Consider the following 16,831-nt stretch of genomic DNA (forward strand, 5'->3'; position numbering starts at 1 on the left):
GGCTACTGAAGGAGAGGTGGAGTGGCGTCAGGGGGAGTGTGACGGTGTGTTTTTCGGGGATGAACTGGAATCCCGCATCCAAAGGATCAAACAAGGGGATAATACGTCCAGGGAACAATTGATCAACGAAGCCAAACCTTTTGTGGCCAGGGTGGTCGGTCGCCTTTGCGGCAGGTGTCTAAACTGGGATTATGATGATGAACTCAGCATCGGGCTGATTGCTTTTAACGAGGCCATTGACCGGTTCAATAGCGGGCAGGGTGTTCCGTTCACCGCTTTTGCCAGGTTGGTGATTCGGAGCCGGGTTACCGATTATTTACGCAGAGAATCAAAATGGAACCAGGTTGATTTTAACCACGGGGAGCAGGTGGAAGGTTCCGGCAACCAGGCGGAAAATGCTGTTTCCTGGGAACAATATATAACGGAAACCATCAACAGGGAAAGAAAAGAGGAAATCATAGCTTTCAGTCAAAAAATCGGCGGCCTTGGCATCACCTTTGGGGATCTGGTCGACTCTTCGCCCAAGCACCGGGACACCAGGGAAACTTTGCTCAGGGCCGCAACCTACCTGGCCGGGCATGATAACCTGTACCAGGAACTGCTGGCCAGCAAGAGATTGCCCATACGCGAAATTGCCCGCGGCACGGGTATTAGCCGCAAAGTGCTGGAAAGAGGCCGGAAATATATCATTGCCGTGGCTACTTTGCTCTATTACCGGGATGATTTTGTATATTTAAGCTCGTATATCAGGTTACCGCGGGGGGATAAGCGATGAAACCGGACCGGGGACTTGTAATGGAACTACAAAAGAGAACCTGCATAGTTTTAACCACCAACGGGCGTTTCTTGAAAATGCCCGTGCCCCGCGGCGGGGCGGAGGTCGGACAGGAAGTCGTTTTAAGCGGGCCGTTACTACATAGCCTTAAACCCCTTCTGGCGGTAGCATCATTGCTTGTTGCCGTGTTGGCCTGGCTTGCCTTTGACATGATGATCCCCCGGGCCGCGGCTTATATAGCACTTGACATCAATCCCAGTATCGAACTGGGCGTTGACGGGCAAAAAGAAATTATCAGCGCCAGGGGAATCAATCGTGAAGGCGGGGAACTGTTGCAAAAAGTATCAGTACTACATGAGCCGTTGAAAGAAGGACTGGAAAAAATAATCGCCGGGGCTGTTGAATATAACTATCTGAGTCCGGGGGAAAACAACATTGTACTAGCCACGGTTACGGAAATAAATGATGAGAAAGTAAATATTCCTGGCGCGGAAATATATGAAATAATATATAAACCAATTAGTAATTCCAAAATCAGTACTCAACTAATTGTAGCCGAAGCGGACAGGGAAACATTGAAAAAGGCCCGGCAAAATGGTGTTACTCCGGGGCGTTACCTGCTACGGGAAGAAGCGCGGAAAAAAGGGATAACCATAACTCGTGAGGAAATAAGGAATATAAATATCCGTGAACTGGAAAAAATCAAGCACTTTCAAACCGCAGAGCTAATAAAAACAAATATCATTCAAAATAACGGAAAACCTGGCAACACTATAAAGTTTGAGCCGGGTGATCGCTCCGATATATCAGCCCAAAAATACCAGCAGAAAGAACAGATCGGGGGCGGGGAAAAGAAAGAAAAGCGGGATGAAAGAAATCAAGAAACTAAACGCTTCTATCCCGGGGGACGGGTTGATGATAAAATAAATCAACCGGAAGAAACGCCGGAAAACAACGAAAAACAAGAGCAGGAGCCGGATGCAGCCAGCTTCCCGTTGGATCAACGCCTGCAGGGGGAACAAAAGTTTTCCCCTGCCGTACCGGACACGGGAAAAGAAAATAAATTCACCGGTGACCACATGAAGGATAATGAAGCTTCCGGGGGCGAAATGAAAATGCAGGGCGGACGGAATAGAGACGGCCGGAATAGATATGATGGCTCGGACAAGGTATAACTTGGTACATCTTGTGGAAAAGCTAGGAAATAACGGTTGTAATCAGGAAACTCGAGAGAAGGTGAAAGATTGAAGGCGGAGCAATTATCAGGCGGTTATGCCATTTGGCTTGAACCCGTCCAACTTCATTTTCATCACGGGGACCAGGTCAAGGTCAAAGTATTGTGGGGCTTGGGTATGAAAAGCGATGATTTGAGCGATTGCGGGCAGTGGAAAGGCACTGTGGTCGATCCGGCGGGTGCGCAGGTACCGGCACAGATAGTCCGCAATGAAAACGGCCCGGGGAATCTCCTTGTTTTTAACTCCGGACCGGAAGGCATCTATACAGTTCAGGTTGAAAACGATGCCGGGTTGTTTTACCGGGCTGGAGACGGGTCTTGGAGTAAGGCTGAAAACAACAGGAGCAACGAACGGGATGGCTTGCGTTTTAAACAGTGGGCGCGGCTTTTGGTTCCCGTGGGTCATCACGTGCATGGAAAAGGATTGCCCCTGAACAGGGGGTTGGAAATTATTCCAGAAGAATTCGGCGATTTTCATCCCGGTGATTTTATCGGCCTGTCCGTGCTTTACGAAGGCCAACCCCTTACAGGAGCACGCGTGCGCGCGACGTACCATCTTTATGAGGGGAGCGGCTTTCCCCATACTTTTACCACCAACGAGTATGGTCAATTTGAATTTAAGTTTGACGCCCGGGGCCACTGGATGTTTCAGGCGGATTCCCGTGCGGGGGATATGGAACATATTGCCACACTGGTGATTCCGGGGGTAAGGTAATTATATAAGGGGGATGTCAGATGGATGAAGTGATAATTTATACCAAGACGGGCTGCCCTTACTGTCGCAAGGCAATGGAAGATTACAGGGCTAAGAATATACAATTCAAGGAAGTTAATACCAGTGAAGATGCCGACGCCAGGCGGCTGGTCAAGGAAAAGTACGGCGCCGGTAAAGTTCCAGTAATTGTGGAAAAGGGCAAAGTGGTTTCCATCGGCTACCAGGGCGGCGGGTGAGGGATTTAATGTTGACGGCAGTATGCCGGTCAAAACAGCCACGCTGTAAAGCGTGGTTTATTGTTGCTCGAGCCGGAGCGGCTAACTACTAATACTGGGAGGTCAATACCATTGCTGGCGGTGTATCAACTGCCCGTCCCCACGCCATATGCCGTGGGGCCGGTAAATGTGTACTTGATTAAAAACGATCCCGTTACGCTGATTGATGTCGGGCCTGGCACTGCCAAAGCCGGCGAGGTCTTGAAGGACATGTTGTCGTCGCTGGGTGTCGGCATCAAGGAGGTCAAACGAATAATCATCACGCACGCTCACCCGGATCACTGCGGGTTGGCGGCGGATATTGCAGGTGATTCCAACGCCACTGTTTTTATTCACAGGCTGGAGGAAAAAAAACTACGGGGAAGCCATGACTATTTCAAAGAACGGCTGCCCTTTGTGTTGGAAGCCGGCATTCCCGCGGAAGTGTTAACTGAAATGGCCGGGGAAAGGGCCAAATTGCCGCCTCCGGGCCTGCGTGGTGCCGTCAACGTGGAAATTTTGGCAGACGAAACACTTGTTTTTGATGGCGGTGAATTAATGGTAATGCATCTGCCCGGCCACAGCCCCGGGCACGTTTGCCTTTATGATCCCGAACGAAAATATTTTTTCTCCGGGGATTTTTTATTGCCGCACATCACCCCCAACCCGGTGCTGGAGCCTGATCCTGAAAAACCGGGAAAACGCTTGCCGACACTAAAGCAATACTTAGGCGGCCTGGATCGGGTGGAAGCGCTGGACATCACCATGGTTTGCCCGGGGCATGGAGGAGTTTTCAGTGACTATAAGGGCGTAATTGAAGCGGGGCGCCGCCACCACCGGTTTCAGTTTGACCGGATTATGGAAAAATTGAGGGGAAGGGAATTGAGCACCTTTCAATTAAGCCGGGAAATATACCCCAACCTGAAAGGATGGGAAGTTTTCCTGGGCCTTTCGGAGGTCCAGGCGCACCTGGATTTATTGACCGAGTGGGGAAAAACATATTGTTTTAAAAAGCAGGGGGTTGTTTATTACACAAACCCGTAAACGTGGAACGAGTGTAAAAACCAATGGCATAGTTGTCTAGAAGGAGTATTTGTGAGGTAAATTATGAGTTTACGGTTGATACTGGCTGTACTGGCAGCCAAACTGGTTATGCACATAAGCAGGTTATTGGGCAAAGGGCGGGGTTCATCACTTCCGGGCATGCTGGCGCTGCGGATTTGCCCGGATTTATTGGGCCATTTTGAAAATCAGCCCCGGACCGCTACAATCATGGTCACGGGAACCAACGGAAAAACCACCACCAATAATATGTTGGCCGGGATACTTGAGCGCGAGGGCTATCAAGTGGTTGCCAACCGGGAGGGCGCCAACCTGATCACCGGGGTTGCTACCGCATTCATTAGGTCAAGCTCCATTTTAGGCCGGGTTCGTTGCGATTATGCCGTTCTGGAAGTTGACGAGGCGGCTTTTACCGGGGTCACGAAGTGGATCAAACCCCGCTTGGTTGTTATAATCAATTTTTTTCGAGACCAGTTGGACAGGTATGGTGAACTGGATACCACCATTAAAAATGTGCTGGCGGCAGTAAAACAATTACCGGACTCCACGGTTTTGATTTTAAACGCCGATGACCCCCTGGTGGCCCGCCTGGCCAGGGAATCGGGGTATCATAGCAAATTTTACGGTGTGCGACCTGTTCAAGAACTTTCCGGCAATGTTGCATACAGCCGGGAGGCCAAGTTTTGCCCGTTTTGCGGGCATGCACTGGAATACAACATCTACCTGTATAGCCAGCTCGGCGATTACAAATGCACGCAATGCGATTTTGCACGCCCGCAACCCGATATTGAAGCCGAATCGGTGACAACCGGGGTGGGCGGCACGACGGCGTTTTTAAACGACGACAAAAACAAGTGGCAGTTGAATCTTCCGGTGCGGGGAATGCACAATCTTTACAATGCCCTCGCGGCTTTCACCGCGGCTTATTTGTTGGGGGTAAAACCCGAAACCGCGGTGGCCGGTCTTGAAACTTATACTCCGGCCACGGGGCGAATGGAGTCCTTCAGGTATGGCTCCAAGCAAGTGGTGCTTGTCCTGGTTAAAAACCCAACCGGATTCAACCAGGCCCTCTCCGGTTTATTGACCGGGGAGGTTGAACAGGATGTAATGATCGCGATAAATGATAATGCCGCCGACGGAAGGGATATATCCTGGTTATGGGACGTAGATTTCGAAATATTGACGCGCACCCCGGAAAAGTTCAAAAGATTTATCTGTAGCGGGCAGCGGGCCGAGGATATGGCTCTACGTTTAAAGTATGCCGGGGTTTCGCCAACGATCATCGAAATAGAGAACGATTTCAGCCGGGCCGTCGATTCGGCTTTGAACGGGGAAAGCGGGGCGGTCAGCGTGCTGGTCACTTATACCGCTTTATGGCCGGTGGAAAAAATTTTGAGCCGGCGGGCTGAAAGGATGAAACAGAGTGTCGATTACAGTGTGCCATCTGTATCCTGATTTGTTAAATCTATATGGGGACCGCGGGAACGTAATATCTTTTGTGCAGCGTTGCCGCTGGCGGGGCCTGGATGTTCAGGTGCGGGAAATCAACCTTGACAATCCGGTAAAATTTGAGGAATACGATTTCCTGTTTATAGGCGGGGGCTCGGACAGGGAGCAGTCGCTTATCGCAGCTGACCTGGGCGCGCGCGTTGACAGTCTCCGGGCGGCGGTGGAGGATGGGCTGGTTGTTCTGGCCATCTGCGGAGGTTACCAGTTATTGGGCCGGTTTTACCGTACTCCCGAGGGCAAGGAAATTGCCGGCCTGGGGTTACTGGACTTTTACACCGAAGCCGGGAACAGGCGGCTGATCGGTAATGTGGCCGTGGAAGCGGAAATAGGCGGCAGGAAAACAATCCTGGTGGGATTTGAAAATCACGGAGGTAAAACCTTTTTAAACGGGCTCAAACCTTTGGGCCGGGTGCTGTTCGGCAACGGCAACAACGGTATGGACGGGCTGGAGGGAGCAAGGTACAAGAATGTTTTTTGTTCATACCTGCATGGCCCGTTGTTGCCCAAAAACCCAGTGCTTACGGATTATTTGATTGCGCTGGCCCTGCAAAGGAAAGGGATTGGTACGGAACTATCCCCTCTTGACGACAGTATTGAGGAGCGGGCCAACAAGGCTATGGTTAAAAGACTATTGGGCTAATTTTAACGGTTGCGGGTACGGGAAATTTTTGTTAAGATAATGTTAAAAATATTGTATACAGTGTACCTCCCTGGGAGGTGATACCATTGACCTACCTGGCAACCTGGATTGAAGGGGAAGAAGTATTTTACCGGATTGTTGACGAAAAGACATTACAAGAAATGTGGGAACCGGAGAAACATATTATGGTCATTCAATTATCCTAAACGAGCAAGCTATTTTACGTTTTCCAACGCCGTGCGAGTCACGGCGTTTTTTATTTTCTTCCAGATATTTTCCTAAGTTGTCGATTTCAGGCGGAAACAGTTTTCTATAACAACCCAAAGGGATACTTATTTTTACAGTCTCGCATATAAATATATTACCGTACACAAGCAGGCCGCTTTTTTGCCTTGTGGTTTAGAAGTTTAATGTCATAAAGTGCCAAGGGGAGTGTGAAAAAATGGATTTCTTTAAACGTTTGGAAGAATTCCGCTCTCTTGAAAAACAATATATGTGGGAAGGTACATTTACAGATTATATACAAATCGTCAAAGAAAGGCCGTGGGTAACCCAATTGGCTCATGCCAGGATTTACAACATGATCAAGGATGCGGGAGTGGTAGAACTGGAAGGTGGGGGAAAGCGGTATAAATTTTTTAGCCAGGAGCTTTTCGGCCTGGATAAGACGCTGGAAAAGCTGGTGGAGGAATATTTTCACCCTGCAGCCCGCCGTCTGGACGTGCGTAAACGCATTTTGCTATTAATGGGCCCGGTCAGCGGTGGAAAATCAACCTTGGTGGCCATGTTGAAAAAGGGCTTGGAGAATTACAGCAAGACAGAGCGGGGAGCTTTGTACGGTATTAAAGGTTGCCCAATGCACGAGGAACCTTTACACCTGATTCCCAGAGAACTTAGAAAGGAATTCGAACAGGAATACTGCGTCTATATTGAAGGGGAGTTGTGCCCGTCCTGTCGGGTGATGGTGGAGCAGGAGTACGGAGGAAATATTGAAAACGTTATCGTGGAAAGGGTAATTCTTTCAGAGGATAACCGGGTCGGCATTGGCACATTTACCCCATCCGATCCCAAATCCCAGGACATCGCCGATCTTACGGGCAGTATCGATTTCAGTACGATCGCCGAGTACGGGTCGGAGTCGGACCCCCGGGCGTACCGGTTCGACGGCGAACTGAATATAGCTAACAGAGGAATGATGGAGTTCCAGGAGATGCTCAAGTGCGACGAAAAATTTCTCTGGAACCTGCTCAGCCTATCGCAGGAAGGAAATTTCAAAGCTGGCCGCTTCGCTTTGATATATGCCGATGAGATGATCGTCGCCCACACGAACGAAAATGAATACAAAGCGTTTATCAGCAACAAGAAAAACGAGGCGCTTCAATCACGGATTATCGTGATGAAGATTCCTTATAACCTCAAAGTCAGCGAGGAAATAAAAATCTATGATAAGTTGATTAAACAAAGCGATCTTAAAGATGTGCATATTGCGCCTCACTCGTTAAGAGTGGCCAGCATTTTCTCCGTACTCAGCCGCCTGAAGGAAAGCAAGAAACAGGGTATGGACCTGGTCAAGAAAATGAAACTTTACGATGGTGAGGATGTGGAAGGCTTTAAGCAAAAGGATGTGGCGGAGTTGCAGGCGGAGCATCCCGATGAGGGGATGAGCGGGGTGGACCCGCGGTACGTGATCAACCGGTTGAGTTCATCACTTATCCGTACTTCCACCCGTTGCATCAACCCGCTGGATGTGTTACGCGGGTTAAAGGATGGTCTGGACCAGCATCCCTCCATTACCAAGGAGGAGCGCGACCGGCTGCTTAACTTTATTTCGGTGGCCAGAAAAGAATATGATGAGCTGGCCAAAAAGGAAGTTCAGAAGGCGTTCGTATACTCTTATGAAGAGTCCGCTCGCATATTGTTCGATAATTATCTGGATAATGTTGAAGCTTATTGCAACGGTGTTAAGTTGAAAGACCCCATTACGGACGAAGAAATCGACCCTGATGAAAAGTTGATGCGATCCATCGAAGAACAGATCGGGGTTTCGGAAAGCGCCAAGAAGAGTTTCCGTGAGGAAATTTTGATCAGGTTGTCAACCTACGCCAGGAAAGGCAAACGGTTTGATTACCGGTCGCATGAGAGATTGCGCGAGGCTGTGGAAAAGAAGCTGTTTGCCGACTTAAAAGATGTGGTTAAGATTACCACTTCCACCAAGACTCCCGACGCCGAACAGCTCAAACGGATTAACGAAGTAAGCGCCAAGTTGATTGACGAGTACGGTTATTGCAGCATTTGCGCCAATGAACTGTTAAAATACGTGGGCAGCCTGTTAAACAGGTAGGGGGTAATCCAAAATGTCCGGCAGATACACGGTCTCCCGGGAGGACTGGTCATTACACCGCAAAGGTGAAATTGACCGGGATCGCCACCGGGAAAAGGTGAGGGAGGCAATTAAGAAAAACCTGGCAGACGTTGTCAGCGAGGAAAGCATAATTTTGTCCGACGGCCGCAAAGTTGTCAAGGTGCCCATACGTTCCCTGGAAGAGTACCATTTCCGCTTTGATACGGGTAAACGTAAACATGCCGGCCAGGGCGAGGGAGGCACCAAGGAAGGGGACTTACTGGGCAGCGAGCAAAAAAAGGCGGGACCGGGCAAAGGTCCGGGCGCCGGCGACGAACCCGGCGTGGACTATTACGAAGCTGAAATTACCATTGAAGAACTGGCGCAGTTGATCTTTGAGGATTTGGGGTTGCCAAACTTGCAGCAAAAGAAAAAACCCGAACTGGCATCCGAATCCTTTGAATTTAAGGAAGTCAGGAAACAGGGTATTTCCAGCAACATCGACCGCAAGCGAACGATTTTGGAAGCGATAAAGCGCAACGCCATGAAAGGACGGAAGGGTTTCAATGAGATAAGCAAGGACGACCTGCGTTTCAAAACCTGGGATGTTACTTACAAGTATGAAAGCAACGCGGTCGTGCTGGCCATGATGGACACATCGGGGTCGATGGGTCCGTACGAGAAATATATCGCCAGAAGTTTCTTTTTCTGGATGGTGCGCTTTTTACGTACCAAGTATCAAAACGTACAGATTGTTTTTCTGGCGCACCATGTTGAAGCCAAAGAAACCACCGAGGAGGAATTCTTTACCAAGGGGGCCAGCGGGGGAACCCGCTGCTCTTCGGTCTATAAACTGGCCCTGGAAATCATTGAAAAGCGGTTCAGCCCGCAAGATTACAATATATATGCTTTCCACTTCAGCGACGGTGACAACCTTACTTCGGACAACGAAAAATGCGTCAAATACGTTAATGAATTACTCAAAGTCTGTAATCTCGTGGGCTACGGGGAAATTGAAGGGCCTTATTACCACACCAGCACATTACGTGCCGCTTTTAAGAAAATAAACGATCCCAAGTTTACCTGTATTGGTATAAAGGATAAATCCGACGTATATCCGGCCTTGAAAACTTTCTTTAACCCGAACCCGGCAACTACTGCGTAACGAGGGGGTGTTCCTTTGCATCCGCAGGAGGAAAAAAAATTACTGGAAGAGTCCATTGAAAAAATAACCGCCATAGCCAAAGGGTTCAACCTTGATTTTTACGACATGTATTTTGAAATCTGCCCCGCCGATATTATTTATTCCTTCGGCGCCTACGGCATGCCCACCAGGTTCTCCCACTGGTCCTTTGGCAAGGCGTATCATAAAATGAAGACCCAGTACGATTATAATTTAAGCCGGATTTATGAAATGGTGATTAATTCCGATCCCTGTTACGCGTTTCTCCTCGAGGGTAACTCACTGGTGCAGAATAAGATGGTAATCGCCCATGTTTTGGGCCATTGCGATTTTTTTAAAAACAATTATTATTTCAGTAGAACGTCCAGAAAAATGGTTGAAAGCATGGCGGTGGCGGCGGACCGGATCAGGGGTTATGAATTCAAATATGGCCGGGATAAAGTGGAGACCTTTTTGGATTCTGTAATTTCGTTGCAGGAAAACGTGGACCCGCAACGGCACATCGCTGCAGGTGAAAGCATCAACCCGCAAACCCTTGATAAAAACCACGGCGGCCGGCAGCACACCTGTTCCGGCGGCCAATACTGCAAGGGGGGTGGGTGTAGTAACCAGGGTGGGTATCATGATCATGAAAAAACACAAGCCCGGCCGACCCCCTATGACGACCTTTGGGACCTTGACAAACATGAATGTGAACATAAATGCGACAAGGAAGACCAGCCTAAAAAATTCCCGGAACAACCGGAAAAGGATATGTTGTTGTTTATGATGGAGCATGCCCGGGATCTGAAAGACTGGCAACGGGATATTATCTCCATTATCAGGGAAGAAATGTTGTATTTTTGGCCGCAAATGCAGACCAAAATCATGAATGAAGGTTGGGCCACATACTGGCATATCAGGATTATGCGGGAATTGGATTTAACTGAAGATGAAGCGCTGGAGTTTGCGAAAACGCACGCCGGGGTAATCCAAACTTCCAAGTTTAGGATTAATCCTTATTACCTGGGTTTAAAAATATTCGAGGACATCGAAAAAAGATGGGATAACCCTACGGAGGAAGAAAAGCGGAAGTACGGGCGTAAAGGCGGCGAAGGTAAACACAAAATTTTTGAAGTCAGGGCAACCGAAAACGACATTTCGTTTATTCGAAACTATTTAACCGAGGAACTTGTTGAAGAACTGGATTTGTACTTATACAAGAAAGTTGGCTATGACTGGAAAGTAGTCGATAAAGACTGGGAAAAGGTACGGGACGGTCTGGTAAAAAACCTGTATAACTGCGGCTTGCCCTATATTGTGGTTGAAGACGGGGATTTCGGCAGGCGCGGGGAATTATACCTTAAGCATGTGTACGAGGGGACGGACCTGGACGTTTACTACCTGGAAAGAACCCTACCTCACGTTTATAAAGTCTGGGGCAGGGGGGTGCACTTGGAAACGGTAGTTGACGGCAAAAGAGTTGTATTTTCATATAATGGTGAAAAACCCGGTAAAAAATTTATTTAACAAATATTTATTTTCATTAGATTTGTCCGTCCGGGTGCATGAGTGCCCTCATTGCGGCTTGGTGCTTGACCGGGACGTAAATGCGGCCCGGAACATCCTCAAGAAAGCTTTGGCTTCGGAAGCGGCCTGAAAAGCTTCCCTACCGTGGGAACCACGGGACGTTACGCCTGTGGAGCTAACCCGCTAGGGTTACGATGAAGCAGGAAACCCACGAATTCGCCCCGCTCAGGAAGCCCCTTCCTGAGCGGGGCAAAGGGAGGGGTGGTTCACTAAAGTAATATAGTTGATAGGGGTTTTATAACATGTTATCCATGTATCTGGTCAAACAAAACTTTAATTGCGAGTCAATTGCCAGTATCGAACAACATGTCCGGGCCGAGTTGGCCCGTATGGGTGTGCGGGAACGGGTATTCCCGGGCATGAAGCTGTGCCTGGCCTGTGGGTCGCGCGGTTTTCCCTATGGACTACAAGTCATTCAAACTCTGGTTAAAACGTTCAAAGAGTGGGGTGCCGACCCTTTTATCATCCCGGCAATGGGCAGTCATGGCGGCGGCACCGATGAGGGACAGGCCCAAGTATTGCAAAAAATGGGCATTACCGGGGAAGCTTTAGGGGTGCCGGTAAAGTCATGTGTGGATGCGGTGTTCATTGGCGAAACGCCCGGGGGAGTACCCGTGTATTGCGATAAATACGCCCTGGAAGCCGACGGGGTGTTTTTATTCAACAGGGTCAAACCACACACAGCGTTTCGCGCGCCCGTTGAAAGCGGGTTAACCAAAATGATGGCCGTGGGCATGGGAAAAGTTAAGGGAGCTGAAGCGGCGCACCGGGCCGGGCTGGGACACCACCTGGTGGAAATGGCAAAGGTGATTGAAAAAAGGATCAATTTATTGGGTGGCATAGCTACGGTCGATAATTACCGGGGGGAAGCGATGGTATTAAAGGGGGTCTTGCCCCGCGAGCGCGAGGTTATGGACGGGAAGCTGCTCAAGTTGGCCTGGGAACAGTTGCCCCGGATTCCCTTCAATCATCTTCATGTGTTAATCGTGGATCAAATGGGCAAAAACATCAGCGGTACGGGGATGGACATCAATGTCATCGGGATGCACCGCCGGTTCGGAGGAAACCCTGTGCAATGCTATGAAACAATTGTAGTGTTGGACCTAACCCGGGAATCGAATGGAAATGCATTGGGCATCGGTTATGCCGACTTGACTACAAATAAGCTGGTTTCAAAAATTGATGTGCAAAAGATGTATAAAAACGCGCTTACTACCGGCTTTTTATGTTCGGTGAAAATACCTTGCGCACTTCCAACGGACCGGGAGGCAATAGAAACGGCCTGTAAATTGTACGGATTAAATAAATGCAGGGTGGCGCGGATAAAGGACACCAAACACCTTGAGTACTTGTGGATATCGGAACCCCTGGTTAAAGAAGCCAATAATCTTGAATTAATCAGGAAAGTAGACAGCATTTTTGAGACTACGGAATACCGTTAACCTTTTCTGTTCCTGTTTTACCGTAGCGTTTAATCCACTTTTACTTTCCCAATTTAAAGCTTGGCTTGACTTCATTTCTTTAATTGGTTAAACTGTTAGAGAAATTAAATGTTTTGTCGGAGGAGATGAAGCGCTTGCGAAAAATCAAGTTTTTATGGATGGTGTTGCTGGTAGTCGGCCTGACCTTGCTGGCCGCGGGCTGCGGCGGAGACAAGCCGGCGGACAAGCCCGGTGAACAGGCGGCGAGCGGCGATGCTGAAAAAACTACCTGGCAGCTGATTCAGGAAAAAGGCGTTATGACGGTCGGCTTGGATGACACTTTCAGGCCAATGGGTTTCCGTGATGAAAAAGGTGAACTGGTGGGTTTCGACATTGATATGGGTAAAGAATTGGAAAAGCGCCTGGGAATTAAACTGGAATGGATTCCCACGGACTGGAGTGGTGTGACCGGCGCTTTAAATTCCAAGAAGTTCGACGTGGTAATTAACGGCATGAGTATTACGGAAGAACGTAAAAAAGTTATTGATTTCTCCATACCTTATGTTAATGCCAGTATCGGCATGGCTGTCAAAATAGATAACAATGACATTAAAACCAAAGAGGATTTGAAAGGTAAAACGGTAGCCACCCAGGCGGGAAGTTCCGGTTATGAAGCATGTAAAGAACTGGTAAAAGAGGGCATCATCGACGAGTCGAAAATCAAACAGTACAACCAGTATCCCGAAGCATTCCAGGACCTGGCCCTGGGCCGTGTTGACGCAGTGGTGGTAGACGTAACCACTGCCGGGGACTTCGTAAGCAAAAAGCCCGACACTTACAAAATTGTTGAAGAGCCGCTGGTGGAAGATTTTTACGCCATCGGTCTGCGTAAAGAAGATAAAGATTTAAAAGAAGTCCTGGATAAAACTTTAAGGGAAATGATGGAAGACGGTACACTTTCCGCAATCTCCCAAAAATGGTTCGACGGCAAGGATATGATAGCCAAGCCGGAATAAAAGTGAACGGGCGCGATTTTCGCGCCCTAAAATACTTAATGCTTTTGACGGGGTGTAAAACATTGCGCATTGGTCCAATCGACATAGAATTCCTTCTAGTCATTTTGCCTGTTCTCTTAAAAGGTGCCTTAATAACAATTGAACTGACGGTACTGGCTATATTTTTCGGGACAATTATCGGGTTGTTTGTCGCCCTGATGAAAATTTCCCGGTTTAAAATACTGGCGGCCATTGGAAGTTTTTACACCTGGGTGATCCGGGGTATTCCTCTCCTGGTGCAGCTTTTTATTCTTTATTACGGTTTGGCGCAGTACCTTGACATCCAATTGAGTCCCAAGGCCGCGGCTATACTTGGATTAAGTATTTGCGGCGGCGCTTATATCGCCGAAATTATCAGGGCTGGTATTCAATCTATTGATAAAGGACAGATGGAAGCTGCGCTTTCACTGGGCATGTCTTATGCGCAGGCCATGCGGCGGGTCATCCTGCCCCAGGCGTACCGGCGCTTGCTGCCGCCCATGGGTAATGAGTTTATTGCCTTGATGAAGGACACCTCACTGGTTTCGGTGATTACGATGGTGGAACTGATGCGCAGCGGGATACTGCTGAACACGACATATTTCCGTTCCATGGAAATATATTTGACTGTGGGCGTTATTTATTTAATTATGACTACATTTTTTATTTGCATCATTAATCGCCTCGAAAAACGCTTGGCTATATCCGACGGTGAATAACGGAAGGTGAATTGATTATGATTGTGGCAGAACATGTTCATAAGAGTTTCGGCAAACTGCATGTATTAAAAGACGTAAGCCTTACCGTTGAACAGGGTGAAGTTGTGGTCATTATCGGCCCCAGCGGGTCTGGAAAGAGTACATTCTTGCGCTGCCTGAATTACCTGGAAACAATTGATAAAGGGTATATAACCGTGGGCGGCCAGCCGGTGGGAAAAAGGAAACTGCCGGATGGTCGCATTGTGGATGACAATAGAAAAAACATTTACCGCCTCAGAAGTCAAATAGGCATGGTGTTCCAAAGGTTTAACCTGTTTCCCCACCAGACCGCGCTGCAAAATGTCATGGAGGGCCCCGTTACCGTGTCCAAAATTCCGGTAGCGGAAGCCAGGGCCAGAGCCGAAGCCCTTCTTGCCAAAGTGGGACTGGCCGATAAATCCCATGCTTACCCCATCCAACTTTCCGGCGGCCAGCAACAGCGTGTGGCCATTGCCCGGGCACTGGCGATGCAGCCCAAGGTCATGCTATTTGATGAACCTACCAGCGCCCTGGACCCGGAACTGGTAGGGGAGGTTTTGGCGGTAATCAAGGATCTGGCCAGGGACGGTATGACCATGGTTGTAGTTACCCACGAAATGGGTTTCGCCCGTGAGGTGGCCGATAAAGTGGTGTTTATGGATAATGGTCAAATCCTTGAAGAATCCCCGCCGCATGTGATTTTTAATCGCCCCGCTCATCCCCGCACCAGAGAATTTTTAAGCAAGATATTATAATCGTTTAAAAGCAAGCCGGGCTCTAAAAGGACGACCCCAACAACGGGTCTTTTTTGTTTCAGGCCGCCGTAACCAACTATTTACCGGGCTACATATATATATTTTAAATATTGATTTATTGTAAATTCCATATATGCAATATATTGTACAGACACTATTTTCCGGGGAAGGAGGGATAAAGTTTGCTTTCACCGAGTCTGGAGGATTACCTGGAGGAAATCTACCGGTTTTCGCTAAATCACAACGTGGTGCGGGTCAGCGATATAGCCACCTGCCTTGATGTCACCATGCCCTCTGTGAATAATGCCATCCGAAAGTTAAGCAGCGAAAATTACCTGATTTATAAAAAATACAAAGAATTGGTTTTAACAGAAAAAGGGCGCAGGCTGGGCAAGTTTCTGGTGGAAAGAAACAGGATCTTGCAAAACTTTTTAAGAGTCATAGATTCCAAATGTGATATCAAAGCGGAAGTTGAGGCTATGGAACATTATTTATCACTGCCTACCATAAGGGCTATAGAAAACCTGCTTGATTTTATAGAAGACAACAAGGAATGCCACGAAAAGTTTATCCGGCATTGTAGGTACCGGGAAAAAAAAGGTCTTGGACTGGTGGACGGTTACCAGGAATGAACAGGCATTTCGCACGACGCATGGTTGCAGGAAAAACTTTCCCCGGCTAACAGGGGTTTATTTTTTTTTGTCCTAAACATAATAAAACGAGATTGGAAAAAACGTGGATGAAACGGTGATTTTATGCGTTCACTTTGGAAAGGTGCCATAACATTCGGGTTAATCTATGTACCCGTCAAGATTTATGCCGCTACTGAAAAAAAGGATATCAAGTTTAATTACCTGCATAAAAAATGCCATACGGCAATACAATATAGACGTTTTTGTCCCTACTGTGACACCGAGGTTGAGCTGGATGAAATAGTGCGGGGCTATGAATATGAAAAGGGCAGGTATATCACCATGATGGAGGATGAACTCGACCTGTTGCCCGGGGAGAAGAACCGAAGCGTGGATATTCTTGATTTTGTAGACATGCATCAAATTGATCCGGTATATTTTGACCGGTCGTATTATTTTGCCCCGGGTGAAGGCGGCAAGAAGGTTTACGAATTGCTAAGGCGGGCCATGGAGGAAACCAAACGGGCCGCTATTGCCCGGGTAACTTTAAGGAACAGGGAATCCATGGCTATAATAAGGCCCGGTCCCGGGGTTCTGATCATGGAAACAATGTTTTACGCCGACGAGGTGCGGTCCGTGGATAAAATTGAGGAAATCGGCGGGGATGTTGCACTTCATGAAAATGAAGTTAAAATGGCCGTGAGTTTGATTGAAAACCTTTCCACTGACTTTAACCCGGCCAAATACACCAATGCCTATCGCGAGAAATTGCATGAGGTGATCCAGGCCAAGATCAGCGGCCGGGAAGTGGTGGAAAAACCAGTTGCCGCGCAGGCTGAAAATGTCGTGGACCTGATGACGGCATTAAAGGCAAGCATTGAGCTGGCCAAAGAACAGCGGGGAAAAAAGCGGAAACCGGGCCGGGCTGGGGCGGGCAAACAAAAAACAGCAGGAGAGAATTCATAATTAA

Annotated in this window: 17 protein-coding genes; all 17 read left to right on the forward strand. The window is 48.3% G+C overall.

Annotated elements, in window-relative coordinates; all coding sequences use genetic code 11:
- Nucleotides 1–46 precede the first annotated feature (46 nt).
- On the forward strand, nucleotides 47–775 hold the full coding sequence (gene sigI / locus IT084_RS11145) for an RNA polymerase sigma-I factor (RefSeq protein WP_195712950.1): 729 nt from the start codon (nucleotides 47–49) through the stop codon (nucleotides 773–775).
- The gene (locus IT084_RS11150) at nucleotides 772–1,950 is read left to right on the forward strand and encodes an anti-sigma factor domain-containing protein (RefSeq protein WP_195712951.1); all 1,179 of its coding nucleotides are present in this window, start codon (nucleotides 772–774) and stop codon (nucleotides 1,948–1,950) included. Before sigI ends, IT084_RS11150 begins: the two co-directional genes overlap by 4 nt.
- A gap of 69 nt (nucleotides 1,951–2,019) precedes the next feature.
- Nucleotides 2,020–2,724: a DUF4198 domain-containing protein gene (locus IT084_RS11155; protein WP_195712952.1), complete on the forward strand. Its 705-nt coding sequence runs from the start codon at nucleotides 2,020–2,022 to the stop codon at nucleotides 2,722–2,724.
- A gap of 20 nt (nucleotides 2,725–2,744) precedes the next feature.
- A complete protein-coding gene (locus IT084_RS11160; protein ID WP_195712953.1) occupies nucleotides 2,745–2,960 on the forward strand; it encodes a glutaredoxin family protein in 216 nt (71 codons plus the stop codon).
- A gap of 120 nt (nucleotides 2,961–3,080) precedes the next feature.
- Nucleotides 3,081–4,022 (forward strand): MBL fold metallo-hydrolase, encoded by a 942-nt coding sequence (locus IT084_RS11165; RefSeq protein ID WP_313885468.1) that lies wholly within the window; start codon nucleotides 3,081–3,083, stop codon nucleotides 4,020–4,022.
- Nucleotides 4,023–4,085: 63 nt separating this feature from the next.
- Nucleotides 4,086–5,495: a Mur ligase family protein gene (locus IT084_RS11170; protein ID WP_195712955.1), complete on the forward strand. Its 1,410-nt coding sequence runs from the start codon at nucleotides 4,086–4,088 to the stop codon at nucleotides 5,493–5,495.
- The gene (locus IT084_RS11175; RefSeq protein ID WP_195713036.1) at nucleotides 5,470–6,189 is read left to right on the forward strand and encodes a type 1 glutamine amidotransferase; all 720 of its coding nucleotides are present in this window, start codon (nucleotides 5,470–5,472) and stop codon (nucleotides 6,187–6,189) included. The genes IT084_RS11170 and IT084_RS11175 overlap by 26 nt, the downstream gene beginning before the upstream one ends.
- A 442-nt stretch (nucleotides 6,190–6,631) precedes the next feature.
- A complete protein-coding gene (locus IT084_RS11180) occupies nucleotides 6,632–8,530 on the forward strand; it encodes a PrkA family serine protein kinase (RefSeq protein ID WP_195712956.1) in 1,899 nt (632 codons plus the stop codon).
- 13 nt (nucleotides 8,531–8,543) lie between these two features.
- On the forward strand, nucleotides 8,544–9,695 hold the full coding sequence (yhbH, locus tag IT084_RS11185) for a sporulation protein YhbH (protein WP_195712957.1): 1,152 nt from the start codon (nucleotides 8,544–8,546) through the stop codon (nucleotides 9,693–9,695).
- A 15-nt stretch (nucleotides 9,696–9,710) separates the two neighbouring features.
- Nucleotides 9,711–11,222 (forward strand): SpoVR family protein, encoded by a 1,512-nt coding sequence (locus IT084_RS11190; RefSeq protein ID WP_195712958.1) that lies wholly within the window; start codon nucleotides 9,711–9,713, stop codon nucleotides 11,220–11,222.
- Nucleotides 11,191–11,352: a zinc ribbon domain-containing protein gene (locus IT084_RS11195; RefSeq protein ID WP_395879748.1), complete on the forward strand. Its 162-nt coding sequence runs from the start codon at nucleotides 11,191–11,193 to the stop codon at nucleotides 11,350–11,352. The genes IT084_RS11190 and IT084_RS11195 overlap by 32 nt, the downstream gene beginning before the upstream one ends.
- 172 nt (nucleotides 11,353–11,524) lie before the next feature.
- Nucleotides 11,525–12,724, forward strand: coding sequence for a lactate racemase domain-containing protein (locus IT084_RS11200; protein ID WP_195712959.1), 1,200 nt, complete (start codon nucleotides 11,525–11,527; stop codon nucleotides 12,722–12,724).
- Between the two features lie 134 nt (nucleotides 12,725–12,858).
- Nucleotides 12,859–13,719 (forward strand): transporter substrate-binding domain-containing protein, encoded by an 861-nt coding sequence (locus IT084_RS11205; RefSeq protein ID WP_195712960.1) that lies wholly within the window; start codon nucleotides 12,859–12,861, stop codon nucleotides 13,717–13,719.
- A gap of 62 nt (nucleotides 13,720–13,781) precedes the next feature.
- Nucleotides 13,782–14,456, forward strand: a complete 675-nt coding sequence (locus IT084_RS11210) for an amino acid ABC transporter permease (protein ID WP_195712961.1) — start codon at nucleotides 13,782–13,784, stop codon at nucleotides 14,454–14,456.
- A 17-nt stretch (nucleotides 14,457–14,473) separates the two neighbouring features.
- Entirely contained in the window at nucleotides 14,474–15,229 is a 756-nt protein-coding gene (locus tag IT084_RS11215; protein ID WP_195712962.1) for an amino acid ABC transporter ATP-binding protein, read from the forward strand.
- A gap of 182 nt (nucleotides 15,230–15,411) precedes the next feature.
- Nucleotides 15,412–15,861, forward strand: coding sequence for a metal-dependent transcriptional regulator (locus tag IT084_RS11220; RefSeq protein ID WP_195712963.1), 450 nt, complete (start codon nucleotides 15,412–15,414; stop codon nucleotides 15,859–15,861).
- A gap of 123 nt (nucleotides 15,862–15,984) precedes the next feature.
- Nucleotides 15,985–16,827 (forward strand): Ku protein, encoded by an 843-nt coding sequence (locus IT084_RS11225; RefSeq protein ID WP_195712964.1) that lies wholly within the window; start codon nucleotides 15,985–15,987, stop codon nucleotides 16,825–16,827.
- The last annotated feature ends 4 nt before the right edge of the window (nucleotides 16,828–16,831 follow it).

It is taken from the genome of Desulfallas sp. Bu1-1 (genome assembly GCF_015594625.1).
GTDB lineage: Bacteria > Bacillota > Desulfotomaculia > Desulfotomaculales > Desulfallaceae > JADNRQ01.

What these genes read in the sequence shown, in the direction of transcription:
- yhbH (WP_195712957.1), top strand. Translation starts at nt 8,544, where the DNA reads ATGTCCGGCAGATACACGGTCTCCCGGGAGGACTGGTCATTACACCGC.
- IT084_RS11180 (WP_195712956.1), top strand. Translation starts at nt 6,632, where the DNA reads ATGGATTTCTTTAAACGTTTGGAAGAATTCCGCTCTCTTGAAAAACAA.
- IT084_RS11195 (WP_395879748.1), top strand. Translation starts at nt 11,191, where the DNA reads ATGGTGAAAAACCCGGTAAAAAATTTATTTAACAAATATTTATTTTCA.
- IT084_RS11225 (WP_195712964.1), top strand. Translation starts at nt 15,985, where the DNA reads ATGCGTTCACTTTGGAAAGGTGCCATAACATTCGGGTTAATCTATGTA.
- IT084_RS11215 (WP_195712962.1), top strand. Translation starts at nt 14,474, where the DNA reads ATGATTGTGGCAGAACATGTTCATAAGAGTTTCGGCAAACTGCATGTA.
- IT084_RS11200 (WP_195712959.1), top strand. Translation starts at nt 11,525, where the DNA reads ATGTTATCCATGTATCTGGTCAAACAAAACTTTAATTGCGAGTCAATT.
- IT084_RS11160 (WP_195712953.1), top strand. Translation starts at nt 2,745, where the DNA reads ATGGATGAAGTGATAATTTATACCAAGACGGGCTGCCCTTACTGTCGC.
- IT084_RS11150 (WP_195712951.1), top strand. Translation starts at nt 772, where the DNA reads ATGAAACCGGACCGGGGACTTGTAATGGAACTACAAAAGAGAACCTGC.
- IT084_RS11170 (WP_195712955.1), top strand. Translation starts at nt 4,086, where the DNA reads ATGAGTTTACGGTTGATACTGGCTGTACTGGCAGCCAAACTGGTTATG.